At 48.5% G+C, this 25,102-nt stretch carries 16 protein-coding genes; 9 read left to right on the plus strand and 7 right to left on the minus strand.

What is annotated here, in order from left to right; all coding sequences use genetic code 11:
* The first annotated feature begins 51 nt into the window (after window positions 1-51).
* Window positions 52-1,233 carry a formate-dependent phosphoribosylglycinamide formyltransferase gene (gene purT, locus EV12_RS09810; protein ID WP_036914965.1) on the plus strand — a complete coding sequence of 394 codons (1,182 nt, stop codon included), beginning with the start codon at window positions 52-54 and terminating at the stop codon, window positions 1,231-1,233.
* Here the strand turns inward: purT and EV12_RS09815 are convergent.
* The 4 genes from EV12_RS09815 to recN all read right to left on the minus strand — a co-directional run bounded on the left by EV12_RS09815 (window position 1,230) and on the right by recN (window position 9,855).
* Window positions 1,230-3,362: an HAD family hydrolase gene (locus EV12_RS09815; protein ID WP_036914915.1), complete on the minus strand. Its 2,133-nt coding sequence runs from the start codon at window positions 3,360-3,362 to the stop codon at window positions 1,230-1,232. The genes purT and EV12_RS09815 overlap by 4 nt on opposite strands.
* Before the next feature lie 259 nt (window positions 3,363-3,621).
* Window positions 3,622-5,139: an alpha/beta hydrolase family protein gene (locus tag EV12_RS09820; RefSeq protein WP_036914916.1), complete on the minus strand. Its 1,518-nt coding sequence runs from the start codon at window positions 5,137-5,139 to the stop codon at window positions 3,622-3,624.
* Window positions 5,139-8,120: an excinuclease ABC subunit UvrA gene (uvrA, locus tag EV12_RS09825; protein WP_036914917.1), complete on the minus strand. Its 2,982-nt coding sequence runs from the start codon at window positions 8,118-8,120 to the stop codon at window positions 5,139-5,141. The genes EV12_RS09820 and uvrA overlap by 1 nt, the downstream gene beginning before the upstream one ends.
* Window positions 8,121-8,166: 46 nt before the next feature.
* Window positions 8,167-9,855, minus strand: a complete 1,689-nt coding sequence (gene recN / locus EV12_RS09830) for a DNA repair protein RecN (RefSeq protein ID WP_036914918.1) — start codon at window positions 9,853-9,855, stop codon at window positions 8,167-8,169.
* 58 nt (window positions 9,856-9,913) lie between these two features.
* On the opposite strand from recN, the gene EV12_RS09835 reads away from it, so the two are divergent.
* The 7 genes from EV12_RS09835 (at window position 9,914) to purF (ending at window position 19,874) form a co-directional block, all read left to right on the plus strand.
* Window positions 9,914-11,803 carry an ABC1 kinase family protein gene (locus EV12_RS09835; RefSeq protein ID WP_193742209.1) on the plus strand — a complete coding sequence of 630 codons (1,890 nt, stop codon included), beginning with the start codon at window positions 9,914-9,916 and terminating at the stop codon, window positions 11,801-11,803.
* A 24-nt stretch (window positions 11,804-11,827) separates the two neighbouring features.
* A complete protein-coding gene (locus EV12_RS09840) occupies window positions 11,828-12,415 on the plus strand; it encodes an alpha/beta hydrolase (RefSeq protein ID WP_036914919.1) in 588 nt (195 codons plus the stop codon).
* A gap of 82 nt (window positions 12,416-12,497) precedes the next feature.
* Entirely contained in the window at window positions 12,498-13,556 is a 1,059-nt protein-coding gene (gene thrC, locus EV12_RS09845; RefSeq protein ID WP_052039579.1) for a threonine synthase, read from the plus strand.
* A 409-nt stretch (window positions 13,557-13,965) separates the two neighbouring features.
* Window positions 13,966-15,132, plus strand: a complete 1,167-nt coding sequence (gene dnaN / locus EV12_RS09850) for a DNA polymerase III subunit beta (RefSeq protein WP_036914921.1) — start codon at window positions 13,966-13,968, stop codon at window positions 15,130-15,132.
* Window positions 15,133-15,135: 3 nt separating this feature from the next.
* On the plus strand, window positions 15,136-15,915 hold the full coding sequence (locus EV12_RS09855) for a hypothetical protein (RefSeq protein WP_036914922.1): 780 nt from the start codon (window positions 15,136-15,138) through the stop codon (window positions 15,913-15,915).
* A 57-nt stretch (window positions 15,916-15,972) separates the two neighbouring features.
* The gene (gene purL / locus EV12_RS09860; RefSeq protein WP_036914967.1) at window positions 15,973-18,357 is read left to right on the plus strand and encodes a phosphoribosylformylglycinamidine synthase subunit PurL; all 2,385 of its coding nucleotides are present in this window, start codon (window positions 15,973-15,975) and stop codon (window positions 18,355-18,357) included.
* Window positions 18,358-18,416: 59 nt separating this feature from the next.
* Entirely contained in the window at window positions 18,417-19,874 is a 1,458-nt protein-coding gene (gene purF, locus EV12_RS09865; RefSeq protein WP_036914923.1) for an amidophosphoribosyltransferase, read from the plus strand.
* A 35-nt stretch (window positions 19,875-19,909) separates the two neighbouring features.
* On the opposite strand, the gene EV12_RS09870 is transcribed toward purF, so the two are convergent.
* From EV12_RS09870 to queG, 3 genes are all read right to left on the minus strand, one after another.
* Window positions 19,910-22,399, minus strand: coding sequence for a DNA gyrase/topoisomerase IV subunit A (locus EV12_RS09870; protein ID WP_036914924.1), 2,490 nt, complete (start codon window positions 22,397-22,399; stop codon window positions 19,910-19,912).
* A 77-nt stretch (window positions 22,400-22,476) separates the two neighbouring features.
* Window positions 22,477-23,370: a tetratricopeptide repeat protein gene (locus EV12_RS09875; protein ID WP_036914925.1), complete on the minus strand. Its 894-nt coding sequence runs from the start codon at window positions 23,368-23,370 to the stop codon at window positions 22,477-22,479.
* 9 nt (window positions 23,371-23,379) lie between these two features.
* The gene (gene queG / locus EV12_RS09880; RefSeq protein ID WP_036914926.1) at window positions 23,380-24,354 is read right to left on the minus strand and encodes a tRNA epoxyqueuosine(34) reductase QueG; all 975 of its coding nucleotides are present in this window, start codon (window positions 24,352-24,354) and stop codon (window positions 23,380-23,382) included.
* An 11-nt stretch (window positions 24,355-24,365) separates the two neighbouring features.
* Between queG and EV12_RS09885 the strand changes: the two genes are divergently transcribed.
* Window positions 24,366-25,055 carry an HpsJ family protein gene (locus EV12_RS09885; RefSeq protein WP_081939928.1) on the plus strand — a complete coding sequence of 230 codons (690 nt, stop codon included), beginning with the start codon at window positions 24,366-24,368 and terminating at the stop codon, window positions 25,053-25,055.
* Window positions 25,056-25,102 lie beyond the last annotated feature (47 nt).

A 25,102-nucleotide genomic window follows, 5' to 3' on the forward strand; every position in this document is an offset into this window, starting at 1 on the left:
TTCCCCTAACCAGCCGAGCGCGAAGATCAACTCATCATCAACACCTTCATGATGACTGTCTTACCAAAAACCTTGCTGTTACTTGGCAGCGGAGAACTCGGCAAAGAAATAACAATCGCCGCTCAACGGTTGGGCTGCCATGTCATCGCCTGTGATCGATACGCCGGGGCCCCGGCCATGCAAGTAGCAGACCAAGCAGAGGTTCTGGACATGAACAATTCAGAAGCCCTCACAGCCGTCATCAGGCATCACCAACCGGATGTAGTGATTCCAGAGATCGAAGCATTGGCAGTCAATGCACTGGCAGAGCTTGAAAACGAAGGAATCACAGTGATCCCTACGGCCCGAGCCACAGCCGTAACAATGAATCGCGATCGAATCAGAGATCTCGCCAGCGAAGAATTAGCTCTACGTACCCCAAGATTTGCTTATGCCGGCAGTGCCGAAGAACTCAAGCATGCAGCTGAACCCCTCGGCTGGCCAGTGGTGGTCAAACCAGTCATGAGCTCCTCCGGCAAAGGCCAAAGTGTGGTTAGCAATCCTGAAGGACTTCGGCAAGCCTGGCAAGCCGCTATGGAAGGGTCCCGGGGTAACTCACCGCGAGTCATCGTGGAAGAATTCCTTCACTTTGATCTAGAAATTACCTTGCTCACAATTCGCCAAGAGGATGGCTCCACCCTCTTCTGCGAACCAATCGGGCATGAACAAATCGGAGGAGATTATCAATGCAGCTGGCAACCAGCAGAACTCTCTACTGAACAACTCAAGCAAGCCCAATCAATGGCTCTGACTATTACCGAAAATCTTGGTGGTGTGGGATTGTTCGGGGTGGAGTTCTTTCTATGTGGCAATGAAGTGATTTTCTCTGAACTATCACCAAGGCCTCATGACACCGGACTTGTCACCCTAATCAGCCAAAACCTTAGTGAATTCGAACTGCACCTGCGCGCAATCCTGAACTTACCTATTCCTACGATTCAAAACGCAGAGGCAGCAGCAAGCAGAGTGATCCTGGCAAAAGACAATCTCTCATCCATTGCCTACAAAGGCGTGGGAAAAGCCCTCTCAGAAATTGACACCCAGATCTTGCTGTTCGGCAAACCCAATGCTCGACCAAGACGTCGCATGGGGGTTGCTTTAGCCAAAGGCAAGTCTCTGGAGGCAGTTCGCTCTAAAGCTGATCGAGCCGCCGCATCCATCCAGGTAATACAGGGAAAGGAGGATGTCAGTTAAGACTTTAAGAAAAACCGATAGTGATTTAAGCCATCTAAAAGTCCAAACAAATGCGGGCTGGAAGCAAAAAATACTCGTTGCTGATGTCGCAAACCCTCCAGACAAGGATCATGCTCTGCAAGGACCACTGAAGCAGTCAATCCCCTCACCAATTCAGCATCGCCTTGTTGACTAGCGACAACCAAAATCTGCTCAAGAGGCAGCCCCCAACGAAGAGCGAGATAGCGAATGGCTTCGCTACGGGAGGCCCGCAAAGGCACCACATCCAAAAACCAATGACAACGCAAATGAGGACGTGCCGCCTGGCCCCTTTGCCTTAAACGCTGACGTACGAGTGGCAAAATCGCCTCGCCATGCTCTTTCAATAGATAACTCACCTTGTGAGGACCCTGCTCCTGATCGTCCTGAAGGGTCAAATGGTCCTTGAGATCAGCGAGAGCAGACACCACTGCCTGTCGCTGCCAATCAATGTCGATATGGGCCTGCCAAAAGCGATCCGCCTGATCCTCCAATCCGTAATGGATTTCAGTCCCCGCGCGACTAATCCAAACCCGGGGTGAAGGAAGATGCAGCTCTGCATAACGCTTCTTTGCAGCCTGCACAGAACGACCCGTCAATACTCCCAGACCATGGGCATCGCCAGAGCCAATGGATTCCAATCCCTGCCGCAGCGAAGCTAAACCCTCTGCATCGGGTTCTTCGAGAGAACTATCAAGATCAAGCAACAACAAACTCTCCCCCAGTGGACTGTCCAGACACTCTTTATCGATGGCCCAGATTCGTGGCTTAGACAATTCAAGTCGTTGCTTCATCAATGCCAAGTAATGGCAAACATGAGCATCCCAACTGAAATGCCGACTGACCGCCTCAATCCCGTTATCACTCCAAAGACGCCACTGATCTGCGTCTGAACCAGCCTGCTCCATTACATCCTGAAGTGCCTCCAGATCAGTAACGTCAACCAACAAGCCGTTTTCACAACGAGCAAGGATGTCGCGTGGACCACCGTCATCAGTCGCCACCATCGGCAAACCACAGGCCGCTGCCTCGAGCAAAGTGAGCCCAAAAGGCTCAGTCAGCGCTGGATTCACAAACAAACCGCGATGCAAGGCTGCCCATCGGTAAATCGCTGGGATCTGATCACGACGGTGCTGTTTGGGATAAGCCACCCGGCCATATAGGTCGTAACGATCCACCAGATCAAAAACCTGCTGGAACACCTCCCGCTGTTGCTTCTCCAACTGACGAGGATCATCCCGACAGCCGAGCACAAGCACAAGATTATGCCGTTGACGCAACACAGGAGAGCGGCCGTAAGCCTCCACCAAAAAAGGAATATTCTTACGTCGCACAGCTCTGGAAATGGCCAAAAGAGGAGGTAAAGAAGGTTTCCTCAAAAAAGGCGCGAGCAAGCCATCAACAACATCCGTTTCACCAGAAGATTGAACTGGATGGAAGCGAATGGAATCAACGCCGGGAGGCACCACCTCCGCTTGCTCCGGAACAAAACGCCCATAGCGAGCGTATTGATGATCAATTTCCTGGCGAGTACTCGTAATCACCAAACTGCAATGAGCAAGAGTCAACTCTTCAGCATCAATGCGTTGACCAATGGCATAGGTTTGCTCGATCTGTTCATGGTCTCCACCAACTCCCAACAGTCGCCGCAACTTTTCCCTCCCCAAGGAATGACCTGTAAACACCAAAGGAACACCTAGCCTGCGACTCACAAGGGCTCCCACATAGCCTGCATCGGCGTAATGGGCATGAATCCAGTCAGGAAGATGTTCTTGCTGCTGAAGATGGTGAACGATCTGATCCGCTAAATCATCCAAATAGGGCCAAAACAACTCCTTGCGCAAATATCGTCTTGGTCCAAAAGGCAGCCTGATGATCTTCGCCCCAGGAGCAATATCCTCAATGGGATTGGCATAGTCAGTAGAAACCCGACGATCATGAATTAAGCGGGTAACCACCTCCACCTGCTCAATTTCCGAACGCGCAGCCAGGCCCCTGACAAGCTCGAGCACATAAAGAGCCTGGCCTCCTGTATCAGCATCGCGACCCAATTCCAAGTCGTGAGATCGAAACAGTCCATGAAGATGCAGATGAAGCAATCGCAAACCCATCTGATGCCTCCAAGGCGATCAACGAACCAATCCATATGCGGATGGCCATCAAGAAATAATCAATGAACTTCCATCCTCATAAGCCTAAAGAAAGGATGAGAACCAAGCCTCCAAGCCCACTAGAAACGACAACAATATATTCCCTCTATGTGTTTTCTCTTTTAAACACCACAAATCCTAGGCCGAATCGTTGAGAAGTACAAACCTCAAAGACTGAATAATGATGCCTCTTGCTCGCAACAAGCCTGGCCAAAAAACCTCATCGATACAGATTCAGAGCCGCATCAGTCACATCAACTAAAGGATGCATGGCATCACCCCAACCGCCGCCACTGAAGGTGACAACACCAGGATTTGCAAGCTGTTCATTAATCCAAGCAAGAATGAGGGGCGCCAAAGTGGCCGGCCGAAGCTGATTTGCAGGTGCCATCAAGTTGAAGTGACCACCATCTTGGGCAAGCACCAAGCGATGGCCAAACTCCAAAGCACCACTATCACGCATGGGCATCAGAGCCTCAGGCACGGGAGGCACGACCCAATCACGAGTGCCGCTAACCAACAAAACCTTGGCCGTCAAATCTGAAGTTCTACTTGGATCAAATAGAAGACGTAACGGCGGACTCACCGCCACAACTGCCTTGACCCGTGAGTCTTCAACAGAAGACTCATTGATTTTGGAAAGCCAACTGCACTGCAGTATCCAGCTGATATTGCGCTCAGGGTCATCCTGGTTATGACAACGAGCAGAGAGCTTCACATCCGTTGAGCGTGCCCCAGCCAATTGAATCGCCGTAGTCGCCCCCCATGAATGACCAACAACAGCGACCTCATCTGTATTGAGGGAAAGTCTTGACAACAAACCACCTGACTCAACAGCAGAAAGCATCGCAGTCACATCCATCGCACGAAGACGCAACTCTTGAGGTCCCGGCGGAGGTTGATCCCCCGCCAACATCGCCTTCTGCTGATCAGCATCACTGCCCTGATGCTCCGGGAGCAACACCGTATAACCGTTAGCAGAAAGATATTCAGCCCAACCCTGAAGATCTCTCGGAGACTCCCAAAGCCCATGTGAAATGACCACCAAGCGACCATTTGAGCGAGACTTCGGTTGTATCACCACCACCCGTATCGGTTTCGAGCGATGGGAAGCCTGAAAATCAACTTGCTGACTTAACCACAACCCGGTGAGCGGCATGCGTAATCCAGCTTGAATCTGAACAGAAGCCTCTTTCTCCACAAGCAGATTTGCTTCTAGCTGATTACGTTGAAGCCGTGAAACATAGTTGGCCAATTTCGACAAGTTGATGGATGCAGCTTGACCAGGGATTTGTCGCAACAAACCAAGCACAGTTGGCTGTCCACTCTTGGAAGCACGCGAAAGCGCCTCAAGCAACATCCTTCCACTTGTGTCTTGGGGCAGCCCCTCAACTTGAACCAACTTGGATACGGCGATCAGAGCCTGCTCCAAAAGAGGCTGCCCGACAGACTTCTCAACCACCTTCTCGATCTGCGCCGGCAGAGGAGCGTTAAAAACCTGATTGAGAAGTCGCACAAAAGCACCATCTGTGGCCCGATCCAACTCCACAAAATCGGGATTGGCATCAATTAGATCGCCTGCGCTCTGAGCAGCGCCAAGCTCAAAATCAATCTGACTTTCCAACACAGGCAGATCAAACACCAAGCGTTCAAGTGCAGCAGCAGGGCTTGGAACAAGTCCAAGCCCTGCTCCAAAACTGATTGCAACCAGCCAAAGACGGGAACGAAAAAACATCATCAAGCTGCAACGGACACAGTCTCAGGAGGATGCTTCGCTAACACCTTCTTGAGATAATGCCCAGTGTGGCTAGTGGGATGGGATGCAACCTCTTCTGGAGTCCCCGTGACCAGAAGATCGCCACCACAATCTCCTCCTTCAGGGCCAAGATCAATAATCCAATCAGAACAACGAATTACATCCAAGTTGTGTTCTATCACGATAATTGAATTGCCTTTATCAACAAGACGCTGCATGACGTCCATCAACTTATGCACGTCGTAAAAACTGAGGCCAGTGGTTGGTTCATCAATCAAATAAAGGGTTTTGCCAGTAGCGCGCTTTGAGAGCTCGGTAGCAAGCTTCACACGTTGAGCTTCACCACCTGAAAGCGTGGGCGCAGGCTGACCTAACTTCACATACCCAAGTCCCACATCAACCAACGTACGCAATCGATCAGCCGCCTGGGGAATAGCAGAAAAAACCTCAGCAGCCTGCTCAACCGTCATTTGCAAAACATCTGCAATGGTGTGTCCCTTGTAAGTGACCTGTAAGGTCTCCCGATTAAATCGAGCACCTTTGCAGACATCGCACTGAACATAAACATCTGGCAAAAAGTTCATTTCAATCACATTCACCCCTTGACCACGACAAGCCTCACAGCGACCACCTTTCACATTGAAACTAAACTGACCCACCTGATAACCACGAGCCTTTGCCTCAATGGAAGCAGCAAATACCTGACGAATCGGATCAAACGCACCGGTGTAGGTGGCTGGATTAGAACGCGGAGTACGGCCGATTGGCGACTGGTCGATCACGATCACCTTGTCGATCGCATTGACACCTCGCAACTCGCCCAAGCCTTGAGGGAAAGGCACCTTCAAACCCAAACTGTGATCTAAGGCAGGATGAAGCAACTCATTCACCAAAGTGCTCTTACCACTACCACTGACTCCTGTCACCGCAACGAGGCGCCCTAAAGGAAAATCTACGGTGAGGTTTTTAAGATTATTGCGATCACAATCAATTAAACGAAGCCTGCGACTGCTTCCTTCTCTCCTCTCTTTAGGCGTAGGAATAGAGCGGCGGCCACTGAGATATGCACCTGTCAAAGATTCTTCAGCCATCAACAGATGATCCAAAGATCCCTCAACAACAATATGACCCCCATGCACCCCTGCCCCTGGACCAATATCGACAAGATGGTCAGCGGCACGAATTGTGTCCTCATCGTGTTCTACCACTATTAAAGTGTTACCCAGATCCCTTAAACGTCTGAGCGTGGCTAACAAACGATCATTGTCCCGCTGATGCAAACCAATGCTTGGTTCATCAAGCACATAAAGCACGCCCGTAAGACCAGCGCCGATCTGTGTCGCCAAACGAATCCTCTGAGCCTCACCGCCAGATAAGGTCATCGCGGGTCGATCCAAACTGAGATATTCGAGCCCAACATCGAGAAGAAAGCGAAGACGCATACGAATCTCACGCAAGACCAAATCACCGATCTGGATCTGACGTGAATTAAGCAAAGGCTCAGATCCATTGGCTGCTCCAACGCCCATCAGCTTTTCGATGCGCTCAAGAGTCAGCGCCACGCTGATAGAAGTGAGCTCAGTAATCCGATAAGGACCAACCTTCACCGCCAGCGCTTCTGCACGCAATCTCTTCCCACCACAACTTCCACAAGGGACCAACTCAAGAAACTTCTCAAGTTTCTGTCTAACAGCCTCGCCACTTGCATCACACAATTGTCTTTCCAAGATGGGCAAAATGCCCTCAAAAGGTCTCATATAACCTGTACTCTTGCTATAGCGGCTATCAGCCTGAATCTGGATCGGCTCAGAACTTCCATAAAGCAAAACATGTTGCTGATCTGCCGTTAAGTTCTTCCATGGCGTTTTAATTTCAAAATCAAAGGCCTCACCAACTGAATAAAGCAATGAGAAGTAATAGCTGTTGTCCTTATCACTCCAAGGCGCGACAGCGGCATAAACAGGCAGGGAAGGATCAGGAACAACCCGTTCTAAAGTGAACTTACGAAGATGGCCGATGCCATGACAATCAGAACAAGCACCATAAGGGCTATTAAACGAAAATAGCCTGGGAGAAAGTTCCTCAATCACCGCCCCATGTACTGGACATGCAAAATTCTCGGAATAGAGCCGCTCACGCTCCACACCATCTGGAAGAGCTTGATCCGCTTTAGGTACAACCTCCACCAAAGCAAGGCCATCACCGCGCATCAAAGCGGTACGCAATGAATCAGTCAGTCGTTCCTGAATCCCTTCCCGAGCCACCAGACGATCAACCACCACCTCAATACTGTGCAGATGGTTCTTGTCCAATTCAATGTTGTCGGCAAGCTCCCTAACCTCTGCATCAATCCGAACCCTCGCAAATCCCTCAGCAGCAAGACCACTCAACAATTTGGCGTGAGTACCCTTCTTTCCACGAACCAACGGTGCCAACAATTGGTAACGCGTTCCTTCAGGCAAAATTAGGATCTGATCCACCATCTCATCGATGGTCTGAGGCCGGATTAGCCGATCACATTGCGGGCAGTGAGGTTCTCCAGCACGTCCGAATAGCAAGCGCAAATAATCCTGAATTTCCGTGACCGTTCCAACGGTTGAACGAGGATTGTGACTCGTCGACTTCTGGTCAATGGAAATCGCCGGTGACAACCCCTCAATAGCATCGACATCAGGCTTATCAACCTGACCCAAAAACTGACGGGCATAAGCGGAAAGACTCTCGACGTATCGACGCTGACCCTCAGCAAAAATCGTGTCGAACGCTAAAGAGCTCTTTCCGCTTCCACTTACTCCGGTTAAAACCACCAGCTTGTTGCGTGGAAGGGTGATATCAACGTTCTTGAGGTTGTGCTGACGCGCACCTCGCACGCGAATCACATCCTCCAATGAGCCTCCACTCAGATTCACCTGCCTACTCAAACGATGATCCTTGACCTTGACGGCATCGGCATCTCGCCCCATGAGGCATAAATCAATAGCAAAAGAGTCTACGAAAACCAGCTGTCAATTAGGCCACTTGTTGGTCCAGCAAGCTGGCCGCATAGGCCCGCGCCTCAGCCAAATCCCCGCCAGCCAAATCCGCCAATTCCTGCATTCGAGACTGAGTGTCCCTCAGTTGGGACACTCGCGATCGTGTCAAGCCCTGCTCAACTAACTTGCTAACACGGAAATGATGGTCTGCAGCTGCCGCCACCAATGGTTGATGAGTAACACAAAAGACTTGTCGATGAAGAGCTAGATCCTTAAGAAGACTGGCAATCTCGCCACTCAACCGGCCACTTACTCCTGCATCAATCTCATCAAACAGCAAGGTGCTCAGTCCATCCACTGCACAGAGGGTTGTTTTAAGGGCAAGCAAAAAACGAGACATCTCACCACCCGACGCCACTTCAGCAAGAGGAGCTAAAGGCTGGCCAGGATTAGCGGAAAAAAGAAATTGAACAGCATCCGCACCATGTTCACTAGGCACAGCGGAGTTGAGCTGAACCTTAAAACGCACATTGGCCAGACCCATCGGACGCAAATATGTCATCAACTTCTGCTCTAATTGGCGCGCCGCTTTCTCCCTAACAACTGTTAGAGACTGATTGGCTCGATCCCTACAATTCCGGGCATTTTCCTCCTCTTTCTTCAACTGCTCTAAAGCAGCTTCTGCCCCACCGAGTGCCAAATGATTCCTCAATTCATCCCGACGAACCAGCATCTGAGGCAAATCCAAACCAAAGCGTCTCTCCAAACGCTTCAAAAACGCGAGCCGTTCCTGCAACTGATCAAGACGTTCCGGATCACTCTCCAAAACAGCACCGTAATGCTCAAGCTGATGAATCAAATCCTGCAAACCGGCCTCAAAATCCAGACACTGATCCAGCTGAGTAACCAAAGAAGAGTCCAGCAAAGACATTGCCTGAAGTTGATGAACACAGGCAGCCAAATGATCCAGAACAGACGGCACTTGATCAGCGCCCAGTTTCAACCGACCGATCAATACACCTAAGCCCTCCTGCAACCTCACGCCATGAACAAGTCGATCCTGCTCCCGCTGAAGAGTCTTGTCTTCGCAGCAATCGTCTAACTGAGCAAGCTCCAGTTCCTCAAGCTGCATTTCCTCCTCCTGTCTTTGCCGTTGCAACTGCTGCCAATTGGCTTGAGCCTGCTCAAGCCTTAAAGAGTTCTGTTGCCAATCAGACCAGCTTTGCTTCACTTGCAAAAGAGAACGTTCCAAAACAACACCACCAAAACAATCCAACCAACGACGCTGCTGACCAGGTCTCGCCAATTGCTGAGCCTGACCCTGCACAGTGAGATCAATCAACAACGGACGCAAAGTGAGTATCTGCTGCCGATTGACCGTCACCCCATTGAGTCGAAAACGACTGCTAACTCGATTGTCCTGACGACGCCACTCCCTAGAAAGGACCAGTTCCGCATCTTCTGAATCAAACTCCTGATCCTTAAGCCAATGTTCTACAGCTGGATTAAGCGCGAAACTTGCCTCAATCTGACCACGCTCCTCACCAAAACTAAGTAAGCGAACTCCCGCAGTTCCTTGCGCTCCTCCCAAAAGAGCATCCAATGCCTCAAACAGGATCGATTTTCCCGCTCCTGTTTCACCCGTAAGAACCGTAAAACCTTGATCAAAGCTCAGCTCCAGGCTGTCGATCAAAGCAATGTTTTGAAGTCGAAGACCAATTAACACGGTCGACCCCGGGTGTCGACCGACGCTAGCGGCTATCAAAGTCGTTTAGAAGGGGGGGATGATCAAGACCCCCCTCAGGATGGAGACAGAACTCGGGGATTTCATCGAGGCAGCAGGCCTACTTGAATACGACCCTGCTGCAATTACCAGAATTTATGCCGGTCATCCACAACGCCTTTTGCGTCGACTATGGCAAACACTTCTACCAATTGGTCTGTTTCTGATTGGCTTAGCAGGGGACAAAGTTTTTGGCTTACTGAACGATGCAAATCGTGCTCGTTGCCGAGCACGAGAATTCGCGGAACTCTTGGTAGAACTTGGCCCTGCTTTCATTAAGGCCGGACAAGCTCTTTCCAGTCGACCAGACCTGGTACCACCAGTTCTACTGGAAGAACTTTCACAACTCCAAGACCAATTGCCAGGCTTCGACAGTGTCATGGCTATGGCCTGCATAGAAGAAGACCTTGAAGCACCAATCGAAGAGATCTACGAACAACTCGACAAAGAGCCCATCTCTGCCGCCTCTCTAGGACAGGTCCACCGAGGCGTACTCAAAGGAGGTCAACAGGTGGCCGTCAAGGTACAACGACCAGGACTTCGTGAACAAATCACCCTTGATCTCTACATCGTACGGAACATTGCCGCATGGCTAAACAGCAATGTGAGATTGATACGTAGTGATCTTGTGGCGCTGATTGATGAGCTAGGCCGAAGAGTATTTGAAGAGATGGATTATCTCAATGAAGCTGCCAATGCAGAGCGTTTCCGCACGCTTCACAGCCACAATCAACGCATAGCTGTACCAATGATCTATCGACAAGCGACTAGCCGTCGAGTACTTACAATGGAATGGATTGATGGAGTAAAACTCACTAATCTAAAGGCAGTAAGAGAACTAGGAATCGATCCCAATAATATGGTTGAAGTCGGAGTTAACTGCAGCTTGCAACAGTTGCTGGAACACGGTTTTTTCCACGCTGATCCACATCCAGGCAACCTTCTAGCGATGGCCGATGGACGGCTTTGCTACCTCGATTTCGGAATGATGAGCGAGGTGAGCCGAGAATCACGTACAGGATTAATCGAAGCAGTGGTACATCTGGTAAACCGTAATTTCAACAACCTTTCACGTGACTTTGTAAAACTCGGTTTTCTAGCAGAAGATGTTAATCTCCAACCAATCGTACCTGCTTTTGAAAGTGTCTTCAGCCAAGCTCTGGAGATGGGTGTAAGTCGCCTGGATTTCAAAAGCGTAACTGATGACCTCTCTGGCGTAATGTACAAGTTCCCTTTCAAGGTACCTCCATACTACGCATTAATTATTCGTTCACTAATAACCCTTGAAGGCATCGCATTAAGTGTAGATTCAGAATTCAAAATTCTTGGTGCCGCCTATCCTTACTTCGCTCGGCGACTCATGGAAGATCCCGACCCTCAATTACGCCAAAGCCTCAAAGAAATGCTATTCGACGGAGAAATCTTCCGCTGGACTCGACTAGAAAACCTTGTAGCAAGTGCAGCAAGCCAAGCCCAGCTCGACCTGGAAAGCTTAATCGATCAAGTCATCGACTTCCTCTTCTCAGTCAACGGTGGTCTCTTGAGAGAACAACTTGTTGAAGCACTAATCAACCGCCTTGACGCCTTTGGCTGGCAAGCATTTCAACGTCTGGGCCGTAACCTACCGCAATCCTTGCAACCTCAACTAATAGCCATTGGTTCGGAGTCTGAAAATTCTGACGATGACGCACTGCTTGATTTAAAACCAATTCGGCAACTAATCGCTATCTTGCAAAACCTGCCCGGCTTCACTCCTGAACTAGTCCTAAGCCGCTTACCAAGACTAATCCGCGAACCTGACACCCACAAAATGGGTATAAAAGTTGCGCAGGGTCTCGCCGAACGTGGTGTTGTCCGTCTTGTCAAGGTAGCAGCAGGAGTTTCACCCTAAATTCTGTGACTAAAAGGTTCACTAATGAATCAATCCAAAAAACATTCTTACCGATCTCTGATAGCTCTCTGCCTAGGTTTGGGATTAAGTCTGTTTTCAACGATGCCGAAAGCAGAAGCAGCCAAAGAAGTCGCCTTAGTGAGTGGTGCCTTCCGTCGCTCAATCTCAGTATCAGACTTGGAATATCTAGCAAAAACAGGAAAAGCCAGAGGACTTTTAAGAGATGCCCTGAAATTCAGCCGACAAAACCCTGAAACTGTTTCCAAGCTCCTAAATAAAAAGGTAGAACTTCCTATAGGGCTTACCAGTCGATTGATGACCACCCGCATTGGCAACGTAATCATCAACCGCATATCGAAAATCATCTACCCTCTAAACGTGCCAAGCCCTTCAGTAAGCGTTCCAGCATTCAGAGCTGGAGTGATCAATGGCATGCAATTAGGGAAGGGTGGCCTTAATGCCATCCACTTTCTAAAAGCCTATCCCAGCCAAACAATGACAGTAAACCTACCGGCTCTGTTTGGAGTCATGAAAAAAGCTGAGTCAATCGCTGGTCTGGTGAAATTCTTTTCCGATTCCCCACTAGACGGCCTCAAGGAATCTAAGCCTTAAGGCTTAGATTCCTTCTCACCACTGCTCTCTGTAGGTGTCCCTCAACCAGAACCTCCCTCAAGCTATCGCCACAGCCCCTGTGATGCAGGATTGGCCTGGGCTAATAGAAGCGTATAGATCCTGGTTACCCGTAAGCGATACCACACCTGTCGTGACGCTCAAAGAAGGAGCCACGCCATTGATCCCTGTCAACTCCATAGCTGAACAAATTGGCAGAGGAGTCAAGGTCTACGTGAAATACGACGGCCTCAACCCCACAGGGTCCTTTAAGGACCGAGGCATGACTATGGCGATCAGCAAGGCCAAAGAAGCTAATTGTGAAGGAGTCATATGTGCAAGTACAGGCAACACATCTGCTGCTGCTGCTGCATATGCAAGACGCGCTGGTATGCGTGCTTTTGTATTAATTCCAGACGGTTATGTAGCGCAAGGAAAGTTAGCTCAAGCTTTAGTTTATGGCGCCGAGGTGCTGGCAATTCGAGGCAATTTTGATCGTGCTCTCGACATCGTTCAAGAAATGGCCTTGAAATACCCAGTAACTCTGGTGAATTCCGTCAACCCCTACAGGCTTCAAGGTCAAAAAACTGCAGCCTTTGAAATTGTTGATGCTCTCGGAGAAGCGCCGGAATGGCTTTGCATCCCAATGGGTAATGCAGGCAACATCACTGCTTATTGGATGGGTTTTCAAGAGTACAAACAAGCCGGAAAATGTCAACTTCTACCACAAATGATGGGATTCCAAGCAAGTGGTTCTGCTCCATTAGTTTTCAATAAGACCGTAAACAATCCAAATACAATTGCAACGGCAATTAGAATAGGGAACCCAGTCAACAAAGAAAAAGCCATTGCCGCAAAATCAAGCAGCAATGGAGGCTTTCTTGATGTTTCAGATGAAAAAATTCTAGAAGCTTACAAATTGCTTGGTCGCGAGGAAGGCATTTTCTGTGAACCTGCAAGTGCTGCTTCTGTAGCAGGATTATTAAAACGTGCTTCTGAAGTCCCTTCAGGGGCAACTGTTGTATGTGTCCTTACTGGCAACGGTTTAAAAGATCCAGATTGTGCAATCAATAACAACGATGCAACATTTCATGCAGACCTAAATCCAGATCTAACCACTGTGGCTCGTGTCATGGGTTTTTAAGGATCAAACGACCACTAGCAGCTCGAATGGACCATCTATAATCTGACTGTGGAAATCATGCTCAAGTCATTATTTAAATTGGGGAAAAGGCCCCAAAACCCAACCATTTGAAAAGCTGAGCATTTTCCCCAATTAATTAAAATGTGGAAAGAAAGGCATTCCTCCACATGCCCAACTATCCTTTCCACAAGTCTCTAACCATTAGAGTCCAGTCGCCGTAAAGGATTTGTACAATTTTCCACGATTTCCTCAAGCCCTACTACTACGGTTCTTTTAATTTCTTTTAATAATTTAATCAATAAAGCCGGGGGGTTGTGAATGAGAATGATCTGTCATTGCACTTCTTGCTGGCTTGTGAAATTGTGGGAGACCTCTTCAGCGTTCTCGTTCTAGTCGTGACATTGATTCAATGAAACTGGTTTGTTCCCAGGCTGAACTCAATACAGCACTACAGCTCGTTAGCAGAGCCGTGGCCTCACGACCCACTCATCCGGTGCTAGCTAACGTGCTTCTCACAGCTGATGCGGGCACTGATCGTCTCAGCCTCACGGGTTTTGACCTGAGCCTTGGTATTCAAACGGCATTGACTGCCTCGGTGGAATCCAGTGGCGCGATTACTTTGCCTGCGCGCCTATTAGGGGAAATTGTTTCAAGGCTTTCAAATGATTCGCCTATCACTTTGGCCACTGATGAGGCTGGTGAACAGGTTGAGCTCAAAAGTTTAAGCGGGAGTTATCAGATGCGTGGGATGTCTGCTGATGATTTTCCTGAATTACCTCTTGTTGAAAGTGGTAAGGCTGTCAAGGTTAATGCGAAGGCTCTTTTGAAAGCTCTTCGAGGAACTCTTTTTGCTAGCAGTTCAGATGAAGCCAAACAGTTACTAACAGGAGTTCATCTGCATTTTGATGGTAAAGCGATGGAAGCAGCGGCAACTGATGGTCATCGCCTTGCAGTTTTAAGCTTGGCAGATGCCTTATCTGTTGAGACTACGTTCTCATCTGACATGGATGATGAAGGTGAGAATTTTGCGGTAACGCTTCCTTCTCGCTCTCTGCGGGAAGTAGAGCGCTTGATCGCTGGATGGCGTGGTGATGATCAAGTGAGTTTGTTTTGTGATAAAGGTCAGGTGGTATTTTTAGCTGCTGATCAAGTTGTAACTAGTCGAACATTAGACGGTACCTATCCTAATTATCGTCAGTTAATTCCTGATGGCTTTGCTCGTAGCTTCGATGTTGATCGGCGTGCTTTTATTTCAGCTTTGGAACGGATAGCTGTGTTAGCTGATCAACATAATAATGTTGTAAAGGTTAGTGGTGACAGTACTTCTGAACTACTACAAATTAGTGCTGATGCTCAGGATGTAGGCAGTGGTTCTGAATCGCTTTCGGCTGAATTTACTGGGGAAGCTGTTCAGATTGCTTTTAATGTTCGTTATGTACTAGATGGTTTGAAGGTGATGGATAGTGATCGTATTGTACTGCGCTGTAATGCTCCAACCACACCCGCAATTATTTCGCCAAAGGATGATGATATTGGCTTTACGTATTTGGTGATGCCAGTACAAATTCGTTCTTGAACTTTGAATCTTCCTGATCAGATTTTATTGAGTGATCTATTGCATCATCGTGTACGTTGTGATCAGGGGTTAGATCACGGGATTGGTGTAATGCCTTGGATGCATCCTCCTGCTCATCGTTTACTTGGTTGGGTTAGTCGTCCATCAGCACTTCGAGTGTCGAGGGATGTTTGGCGTTTGGATCAGTCTCGTGGGATTAATGAGCAAGAGGTTTTTGTTAAAGGGCAACCGGCTGTTTCTGATCAGATCACGCTTGAGCGTCTTCCCACTTTGTTAGAGGCTGATTTGTTGGATCGCGATGGGCAACGCCTCGGTTTGGTGGCTGATTTTGTTTTTATTCCCACAACAGGGAAAATTCTTCATTATTTGGTCTCTCGCAGTGATCCTCGGCTTCCAGGGAGCAGTCGATGGCGATTAACAACTGATCGCATTGTCGATCAGCAACCAGGAATGGTTTCTACTGCGTTGCGTGGTTTAGATGATCTTCCCTTGGTTCATTCCAGTGTTCGTCAGGGTTTAATGAATCGTTCCCGTCATTGGCGCGATCAACTTCACAAGATGGGTGACCGGGCCAGTGATCGTTTGGAAGGCTGGTTGGAGGATCCTCCCTGGGAAGAACCAGTTCAGCGTTCTTGGAAGTCTTCTGATATGGGTGAAATCGATCCCTTAGAAGGTTGGGATGATCAACAGACTGATAATTTTTCCCAATCAACTGAAGAGTTCCGCCGCAGCCGCCGCAGTTCGGACGGTAGAGGCGATGGTCAGGATGATCCTTGGGTTTGAGCTTTATAAGCAAAACTGGGAAGAGATGAGTTAGATCTCGTGTGTCAGGGCCCCGATTTGAGAGTTGACTATGACGTGGCGGCAGCTTTACGTCATGAAGGCCTCAAACCACATGATTACGACGAGATTTGTCGTCGTCTCCAACGTGCACCTAACCGAGTTGAGCTAGGCATGTTTGGTGTGATGTGGTCTGAACACTGTTGTTATCGCAATTCAAGACCTTTGCTCAGCAGCTTTCCTACAAGTGGTCATCGGATTTTGGTTGGTCCTGGAGAAAATGCTGGTGTCGTGGATTTAGGAGATGGGCAGAGCTTGGCTTTCAAAATCGAAAGCCACAATCATCCTTCTGCATTGGAACCTTTTCAAGGAGCTGCTACAGGTGTTGGTGGAATTTTGAGAGATATTTTTACTATGGGTGCAAGGCCTATTGCGCTCCTTAATGCTTTGCGTTTTGGACCTCTTGAAGATGAACGTAATGTTGGTCTTATGGAGGGGGTCGTTGAAGGTATTGCTCATTACGGCAATTGCGTGGGAGTTCCTACCGTTGGTGGTGAGGTGGCGTTTGATTCCAGTTATTCCGGCAATCCGTTAGTTAATGCAATGGCTCTTGGGTTGATGGAAACAGACGAAATTGTCTGTTCTGGGGCTCATGGTGTTGGTTATCCGGTGGTTTATGTCGGTAGTACAACTGGTCGTGATGGTATGGGTGGTGCCAGTTTTGCTAGTGCAGAGCTTACAAAAGCTTCTCTGGATGATCGTCCTGCGGTTCAGGTTGGTGATCCATTTTTGGAAAAAGGTTTAATTGAAGCTTGTCTTGAAGCTTTTAAGAGTGGCGATGTTGTTGCTGCTCAGGACATGGGTGCCGCTGGTCTTACCTGCAGCTGTTCGGAGATGGCTGCTAAGGGTGGTCTTGGTATTGAACTCGATCTTGATCGAGTTCCTGCTCGTGAGGTTGGGATGACTCCATATGAGTTTTTACTTTCGGAATCTCAAGAGAGAATGCTTTTTGTGGTTAAGCCTGGACAAGAGCAATCTTTGATGGAGAGATTTATCCGTTGGGGGTTGCAAGCAGCAATTGTTGGATGCGTTCTTGAAGAGAAGGTGGTTCGTGTTTTGCACAAAGGCGAAGTTGTTGCTGAGGTGCCTGCTAATGCTTTGGCTGATGATACTCCAATTGATCGACATGAATTAGTTAGTGATCCTCCGCTAGAGATTCAGGCCAAATGGGATTGGCAGGAGGATCTATTACCAGTTGTTGGTTTAAAAGGTATCAATTTAAATTCACATTCTCATTTTGGTAGTAATCTTTCATGGGATGAAATTCTTTTAAAGTTACTTGATGATCCAACGATTGCTTCAAAACGTTGGGTTTTTCGTCAATATGATCATCAGGTTCAAGCCAATACAGTTTCAGCTCCTGGAGTTTCTGATGCTGCTGTCGTGAGATTACGTCCACAGCAAGGGAAAGGCTCTGTAGATGAGGTGAACCGGGGAGTTGCGGCAGTTGTTGATTGTCCTAATCGATGGGTTTTTCTTGATCCAGAACGTGGTGCTATGGCCGCTGTCGCAGAAGCGGCCCGAAATCTTAGTTGTGTTGGTGCGGAGCCTTTGGCTGTCACGGATAATCTCAATTTCCCTTCTCCGGAAACGCCTACTGGGTATTGGCAATTGGCTTTAGCTTGTCGTGGTCTTTCTAAGGCTTGCAAGACCTTGTCAACACCAGTAACTGGAGGAAATGTTTCTCTATATAATGAGACTCGGTTAGCTGATGGAGAAATACAACCTATTCACCCAACACCAGTTGTTGGAATGGTTGGTTTAGTTCATGATCTTGCAAATGTGTGTGGTCAGGCTTGGCTTGAGCCTGGTGATTTGATTTGGCTTTTAGGCGTGCCTATTGATACAACAGTTGCGGTTGATCCTCGCGTTAGCCTTGCGGGTAGTAGTTATCTTGAATGTATCCATGGTGTAGTTACTGGTAGGCCTCCGGAGATTGATCTGAAACTTGAGTGCTTAGTTCAATCTTTTCTACGCAATTCTATTACCAATGGATTTGTTCGCTCTGCTCATGATCTAAGTGATGGAGGTCTTGCAGTTGCAGTTGCTGAGTGCTGTATCGCTGCAAACTTTGGTGCACATCTTGAGTTACCATCCAGCGATGCTCGACTGGATCGGTTGTTATTTGCTGAAGGTGGTTCACGCATCTTGGTGAGTGTTTCGTCGACGCAGGCTGTTGCCTGGCAAAAGGTTTTAAATCAGGCCAACACCGCATCCCCTGGCTCAGTGTTTGCTCAGTACCTTGGGGTTGTTACGGCTGATGAGGAGTTGCTGATCACTCAGGCTGGCAATCGCTTGGTTCAGCTTCCTTTGAATCAGCTGAGGGAGTGCTTTGAGCAGGCAATCCCTCGCCGTATGGGCTTGGATCTCTCTTCAAGCGTCTGAGTTGAGCTTTGGTGCAAAATGTCTTCCTTGGCTTATGCATTTGAGGAGTTGAGCTTCACATGTGCGGCATTGTTGGCATTGTTTCTACTGCGCTGGTCAATCAGCAGATTTATGACAGCTTGCTGCTTCTACAGCACCGGGGTCAGGATTCTACGGGCATAGCCACCATGGATGGCAGTGTTTTTCACTTGCATAAGGCAAGGGGGCAAGTGCGGGAGGCCTATCGCACACGTGATATGCGTTCCTTAATCGGTAATATTGGGCTTGGTCATGTTAGATATGCAACAAAGGGTGCAGCTGAGCGGGAAGAAGAAGCACAACCTTTTTATGTCAATGCTCCTTACGGAATCATTCTTATTCATAACGGTAACCTTACCAATACTCGAGAACTTGATCGCGACTTGTTCAAGATTGATCGTCGCCATACAAATTCAAAGAGTGATACTGAGATGTTGCTTAATGTTCTTGCTACTGAATTGCAATTGAAAATTCATGGCAGTGATCTTACTCCAGATCAGGTATTTGATGCTGTAACGTCTGTACATCAACGAGTAGAAGGTTCTTATACATCCATTGCTTTGATTGCAGGGCACGGTCTTCTTGCATTTCGTGATCCGTTTGGGATTAGGCCATTGGTACTTGGTAAACGTCAGTCTTTAGAAGGTGCTGATGAGTGGATTGTTGCTAGTGAGTCATTGGTATTAGAGAATGGTGATTATGAGATTGTTAGGGATGTTGATCCTGGAGAGGCGATTTTTATTACTCAAAATGGCGAGCTTTATTCACGTCAGTGTGCGAAGAATCCGCGTCTTGTGCCATGTTCATTTGAGTATGTTTATCTTGCTCGCCCTGATTCCGTGATGAGTGGAATCTCGGTTTACGAGGCTCGATTAAGGATGGGGGATCGACTTGCAGAAACTATTGCAAAGTACACGCCATCTGGCGATATAGATGTTGTTATGCCAATTCCTGACTCTTCACGGCCTGCTGCTATGCAAGTGGCTAGACAGCTTGGGATTGAATATCGTGAGGGCTTTTTTAAAAATCGTTATGTAGGCCGTACTTTTATCATGCCTGGACAAGCCCAACGTAAGAAATCTGTTAGACAAAAGTTAAATGCTATGGGTACAGAATTTAAAGGTAAGAATGTTTTAATTGTTGATGATTCAATTGTACGTGGTACGACTTCGAAGGAAATAGTACAAATGGCTCGTGTTGCTGGTGCGAATAAAGTAACGTTTACTTCTGCAGCACCACCAGTGCGATATTCACATGTTTATGGCATAAATATGCCAAATCGGCATGAGTTGATTGCTTTTAATCGCACTATTCCTGAAATTTCTTCTGAACTTTCAACTGATCACATGGTCTATCAAGAGGTTGCTGATCTAGAAGCAGCAATTGTTGAAGGTTCAGGTGTTTCTGAACTTGAGCTTTCTTGTTTTACAGGAGAATATATTACAGGGACAGTTACTCCTGAATATCTCGATTGGATAGAACGCACGCAATCGTCTTGATAAAGGTGATTGTCAAGTCTTTAAATGTTAAATATTTAATCTATAATGTTATTAGTCGTGATTAGTGGCACGAGCTTTTGAATTTCTTCGTTGTCTTTTAATTCCACGATGTTTAGACTCGGTTTCATCGGTATGGTCAGTTCCATTTGTCCAGCTTCGATACGGCCATGGCGACCTTGGCTACTTACTATGCCGACCAAACTATTGCCATTACAGATGTCAATAACTCGATCTATGTCCCGGCTTGAATCTTTTATTGTTAACCCAATATCGCCTAAATCTCCTCTCTGGCAAAGTCTTATCGATGAGACCAATAGTTTGGCGAATTTACCTAGACGTGTGGCAAGTAATACGGTGCTTTCACAGTTCGGTGGACAAGAAACTGCTCCAACGACTATTTCTTCTGGCAATAGTCGCATTGTCATAGGCCCCTGAGCTAATTTTCCCATCAATGGCATGCTGTCGTTATTGACATTAATTCTGATTACTCTTCCTATGTTACTTGCTAAAATGACATCATCATTTGCTTTGCAAATGAATGCTGATTTTAATACAACACCATCTTTTAATTTAACAATGCTTGCTGCTCTTCCAGAAAGTTCCATCACTTCTTCTAAGGGTAATCGCTTGAAGCGTCCATCACTGCTCAGTAGGCCTAGACTTAGGTTTTGATCTACGCGCAAGGGGAATAGGTTGATCAATGTTTCTTTTTCTAATCCTCCTGGTAGGAAGCGTTCCAGCGACCCGGGTTGTTGCCCTGCAAATTCCCAGCGGACTAGAGCTACTCGACCATTGTTTGTGACCGCAAGTAGACGTGGGGCTGGTTCAATAGGCAAGATCAATCTGGCTGGCGAAGGTCCATCGCCGAGTTTGCAGGCTTCGTTGAGGTGAAGTCGACCGAGTATTTGTGGGCTCATTACCTTGACCTGGCTGTCTTGTTGGATGAGTATTCGTCCATCACCTGGCAGGGCGGATAGTGCTTGTTGTCGTTGAACTTCCGCATTCGGTCTTTGGTTTGCCGCTCGTTCAGCGACCAGATCATCGCCACCCTCTACAAGGCGAGTTCGGCGGGGATTGTTAAAGCGTTTTTTGAGCTGTCGAAGCTCTTGAATGAGTACTTCCAGCATGCTTTCTCGATTTTCGAGAAGGAATTGAAGTTGTTCTTGCTTGCCTTGTAGTTCTTTGGCTTCTTGCCTCAAACTGCTTTGTTCCAGACTCGTAAGTCGTCGTAGTGGCATTGCCAGAACAGCGTCGGCTTGCTTTTCATTTAGATCTAATTGGACCATCAGACGGGCTTTTGCAGCAGCAGCATCGGCAGCCTCTTGGATCATTGCAATGACAGCTTGTAGTGCGTTCAATGCTGTGATTAAACCTTCCACCACTTCCAGGCGAGCTTTTGTTTTTCCTAGGGCATGATTGGTTCGTCGGATAACTGTGAGTTCCCGGTACTCGAGAAAGGTTTGTAGCAATTTTCGCAGTGAAAGTTGTTGGGGCTGGCCGTTAACAAGAGCCAGAAGAATTGCACCGAAATTGCTTTGTAGGGATGTGCGCCGATGCAGATCGCCGAGAACATTCTCTGGGTTGGCATCGCGGCGCAGTTCCACCACTATCCTCATTCCTTCTCGGTCGCTTTCGTCGCGAATATCGGCAATGCCGCCGATTTTTCCATTGTTAACGAGATCTGCCAGTTTTTCGATCCAGCCAGCTTTGCTGAGTTGATAGGGCAATTCAGTGACGACAACAGCACTTCGGCGGTGCCGACCTTTTCCAGGTTGTATTTCTTCGACATGGGCCACGCCACGCATTGGGATGCTGCCGCGTCCTTTGAGGTAGGTCTCATGGATGCCAGTGCCCAGCAGGATCTCTCCACCAGTTGGAAAGTCTGGGCCAGGAATTAGACCAAGTAATTTGTCGTCACTGAGATCGGGCTTGCGTATCAGGGCAATCAATCCATCGACCACTTCGCCAAGGTTGTGGGGTGGAATGCTGGTAGCCATACCCACGGCGATGCCTGAACAACCATTCAGTAGTAGGAAGGGAAGTTGGGCTGGCAGTACTGAGGGTTCCTGTTGGGAGCCATCAAAATTCGCAGTAAAATCAACTGTTTCCTCGCCGATTTCATCCAACAACGCCATATGGGCGATTGAAGCCAGACGCGTTTCTGTGTAACGCATGGCGGCAGGCGGATCGTCATCAACGGAGCCGAAGTTGCCGTGTCCATCTAACACTGGGAAACGGCTTGAAAAGTTCTGAACTAGTCGAACGAGTGCGTCGTAAACGGCTTGATCGCCATGAGGGTGATATTTCCCCAGGACATCTCCAACAACACGGGCGCATTTTCTATAGGGACGATCTGGCGTCAGGCCTAGCTCGTGCATTGCAAATAGGATGCGCCGCTGAACTGGCTTGAGGCCATCCCGGGCATCGGGCAATGCTCTTCCTACGATTACGCTCATCGCGTATTCGAGATAGGAGCGTTGCATCTCTTGATGCAGCGCGATTGGTTGAAGGCGCTCCTCGGCCATCCAGATTTGGGATTAGAGGGCTTAAAGCGCTCAGCCTACAGATCTACTTAGCGGATACCAGCACTGTTGATCAGTGCCTATTGGTTTGTATCAGCGTTGGCTTCAGCTCGTTCCACGGCTGAGCGTAGATTTGGGTTTGTCAGTAAATGACTGGTCGCTTGGCGAAGGCGTTCTCCCCAGAGTTGCTCTTTCTGGTGTCTTGGTAAGACGTAATTTGGATTTTCTGCAAGGGCTTTGTTGGCAAGTGCGAGTGCTTCTGTGCTGCCAGGGTTGATTTGATTCAATGCAGCCGCAAGGGCAAGCATTGGTTCAGCATTGCGTTTGATTTGTAGTACACGCCGCCAGCGGTTGATGGCAGCTTTGGTTTTGCCCATTTCAAACAACACGATTCCTTGGTTGTTAACGGCTTCCCAGAATGTTGGCTGCAAGCCGGAGGCCTTTTCAAAAGCCTCGAGAGCGATCTGAAGATTGGCTTGCATCACTCTTGCGTTGCCTAGATCAAAGTAAGCACCAGCATTGTCTGGTTCAAGTTCTAGACCTTGGATTAGGAGGCTCACGGCGTCTGCAGGTCTGTTATCTCGCAGGGCAAGGGAAGCTTCAGCGAACCAAAGGCCTGCTTTCTTGGGGTTGAGTTGTTTTGCTCGCGCTAGAGAATGGCTTGCAGCATCAAGTTGGTCGCTGCGTAGTTGGGCTTCTGCAAAAATTGACCAGAGACGTTCATCTTCTGGTTGTAGTCGGACAGCAAGTGCTGCCAAGAGAGCGGCTTCTTTGGGTTGACCCAGTTGCAGCAATTGGGCGGCTGTGCGTCCAATGCCGAGGCTGGCTCCTTTTAATTCAAGAGGACTTGGCTCGTAGACGTAGGGAATGAGGGCATGAGTAGAAGGTGTTGCCACAATTGTGGTGATGAGACCTAGAACAGCTCCTGTGAGCCAGCCGTTAAGCGGTTTATATCGCAGCTGGTTCAGTTTCATTCCATGGATTTAGTTCTTTTGCAGCGTAGGAGGTTTGTTGGTTTGCGTTGAGGCTGCATTTCGACGCCACATCCATGGTTTGATTCTTTTCAGAGCAGATCCGCGTAACTGTTCACTCCAAGTTGTATCGCTCCATGAGAGGGCCTGATTGCGCGTCAGCTTGAGCAACCAATCACGAGGCTGTACATCAGGATCCTTGCTATCGGGAAGAGATTGTTGATTCCATGGGCAGACGTCTTGACAGATGTCACATCCGGCGACCCAATCCCCCAAGGACCTCACAATGTTTTCTGGTAAGTCAGGGTTGCGGTTTTCGATTGTGTGGTAGGCCAGGCATCGACGTGAATCGATCACAAAGGGTTCGGTGATGGCTTCGGTGGGACATATCTCCAGACAGGATTGGCATTTGCCGCACAGGGACTTGGCGGGTTGGTCCGGCGTGAGTGGTTCGGTGCAAAGAAGATGACCCAGCACCATCCATGAACCTCGCTGGGTATTGATCAGGTTGCTGTGCTTGCCGATCCAACCGAGACCGGCCTCTTCTGCCCAGGCTTTGTCGAGTAATGGAGCGGTATCTACGCAGATTTTCCAGCGGCAGTTAGGTCGTTGTTCTTCAAGCCAGCGACCTACTCTTCGGAGCCTTTGGTTGATCACTCGGTGATAGTCCCGTCCCCAGGCATAGCGAGCAACTAATAATTTGCCTGGAGGTCTTTGTACATTTACGAAGTAGTTAAGACCTACCGCCAGCAGGCTTGTCATCCCTTCGAGTAGTTGGTCCGCCTGTTGCCTTTTCGATGAGGCCATCCATGCCATGTCGGCCTGATGACCTGCTTTTAGCCAGCGTTGTAGAGCAGCGGAGCGAAGTTGGATACGGTCACTACCAGGGAACCTGGCAATTCCTACAGGATCAAAACCTTGTTTTTTTGCTTGCTCTTTGAGCTCATGGCTGAGTTGATCTTGGTTGGCGCTGATTTTCACAACCATCAACCGTACACTTGATTACCTTTTGGCATCGTGCCTTGCCTGCTTCTGAGTTGGGATCAAGTTCAGCCGGTCGTTTAACTCCTTTGATGCGCTGGCTCGGACTCACCCTAGTGATTTTGCTGCTGTTGCAGATGGTTGTCTTGCTTGGTGCAAGCGATTGGGCTTCGGCGGAGTTTCAGCAAGTGATGGTTCAGCGTTTGGTTACGCTTTCGCCGATGGGATTTATAGGTCTGTTGCTGATGTTGATCAGTTCCAGGCTGGATCATCCAGGCGAAGCAAAACTGCCGATTCGCTGGTTGATTTGTGCTTTTTCTAGTCTGTTTGCTATTGCCATGATCGCAGTGATTCCAATGGCGATCTCCGGTAATCAGGCCCTCGCTGGACAGGCAAATCAAACTTTGAAGCAAAGGCGAGATCAGCTTGAGGAAGCCCGTAGACAGGCCCAGAACCCTGAAGCTCTCAAGGTCCTTGGTGACCAGCTTGCACAAGCTGGTCAGTTGCCTGCTACTGCAACCGATGCAGATCAGCAAAAGGCAGCCAATGACTTCGTCGCTGGTCAATTGACTCAGATGGATCAGCAGATCCAGCAAATGGAGCGGCAGCGCAATCTTGCAGTGAATCAGCGTCGTTTTGGTGGCACCCTTAGTGCTGTTGTGCTTGCAGTGTCATTTGTGTTGCTGGCGCTCACAGCCGTGCTTTAAAAACTCGGCAGAAGTCAGACATCTGGTTAGGTTGGTTCAATCAAGTC

It is taken from the genome of Prochlorococcus sp. MIT 0701 (genome assembly GCF_000760295.1).
In the GTDB taxonomy this organism is placed as follows: domain Bacteria; phylum Cyanobacteriota; class Cyanobacteriia; order PCC-6307; family Cyanobiaceae; genus Prochlorococcus.

Excerpts from the sequence above, each read along its gene's own strand:
- EV12_RS09820 (WP_036914916.1), bottom strand. The coding sequence starts at position 5,139 with ATGATGTTTTTTCGTTCCCGTCTTTGGCTGGTTGCAATCAGTTTTGGA.
- EV12_RS09835 (WP_193742209.1), top strand. The coding sequence starts at position 9,914 with ATGATCAAGACCCCCCTCAGGATGGAGACAGAACTCGGGGATTTCATC.
- EV12_RS09875 (WP_036914925.1), bottom strand. The coding sequence starts at position 23,370 with ATGAAACTGAACCAGCTGCGATATAAACCGCTTAACGGCTGGCTCACA.
- EV12_RS09815 (WP_036914915.1), bottom strand. The coding sequence starts at position 3,362 with ATGGGTTTGCGATTGCTTCATCTGCATCTTCATGGACTGTTTCGATCT.
- EV12_RS09840 (WP_036914919.1), top strand. The coding sequence starts at position 11,828 with ATGAATCAATCCAAAAAACATTCTTACCGATCTCTGATAGCTCTCTGC.
- thrC (WP_052039579.1), top strand. The coding sequence starts at position 12,498 with ATGCAGGATTGGCCTGGGCTAATAGAAGCGTATAGATCCTGGTTACCC.
- purT (WP_036914965.1), top strand. The coding sequence starts at position 52 with ATGACTGTCTTACCAAAAACCTTGCTGTTACTTGGCAGCGGAGAACTC.
- purF (WP_036914923.1), top strand. The coding sequence starts at position 18,417 with ATGTGCGGCATTGTTGGCATTGTTTCTACTGCGCTGGTCAATCAGCAG.
- uvrA (WP_036914917.1), bottom strand. The coding sequence starts at position 8,120 with ATGGGGCGAGATGCCGATGCCGTCAAGGTCAAGGATCATCGTTTGAGT.
- EV12_RS09870 (WP_036914924.1), bottom strand. The coding sequence starts at position 22,399 with ATGGCCGAGGAGCGCCTTCAACCAATCGCGCTGCATCAAGAGATGCAA.
- dnaN (WP_036914921.1), top strand. The coding sequence starts at position 13,966 with ATGAAACTGGTTTGTTCCCAGGCTGAACTCAATACAGCACTACAGCTC.
- queG (WP_036914926.1), bottom strand. The coding sequence starts at position 24,354 with ATGGTTGTGAAAATCAGCGCCAACCAAGATCAACTCAGCCATGAGCTC.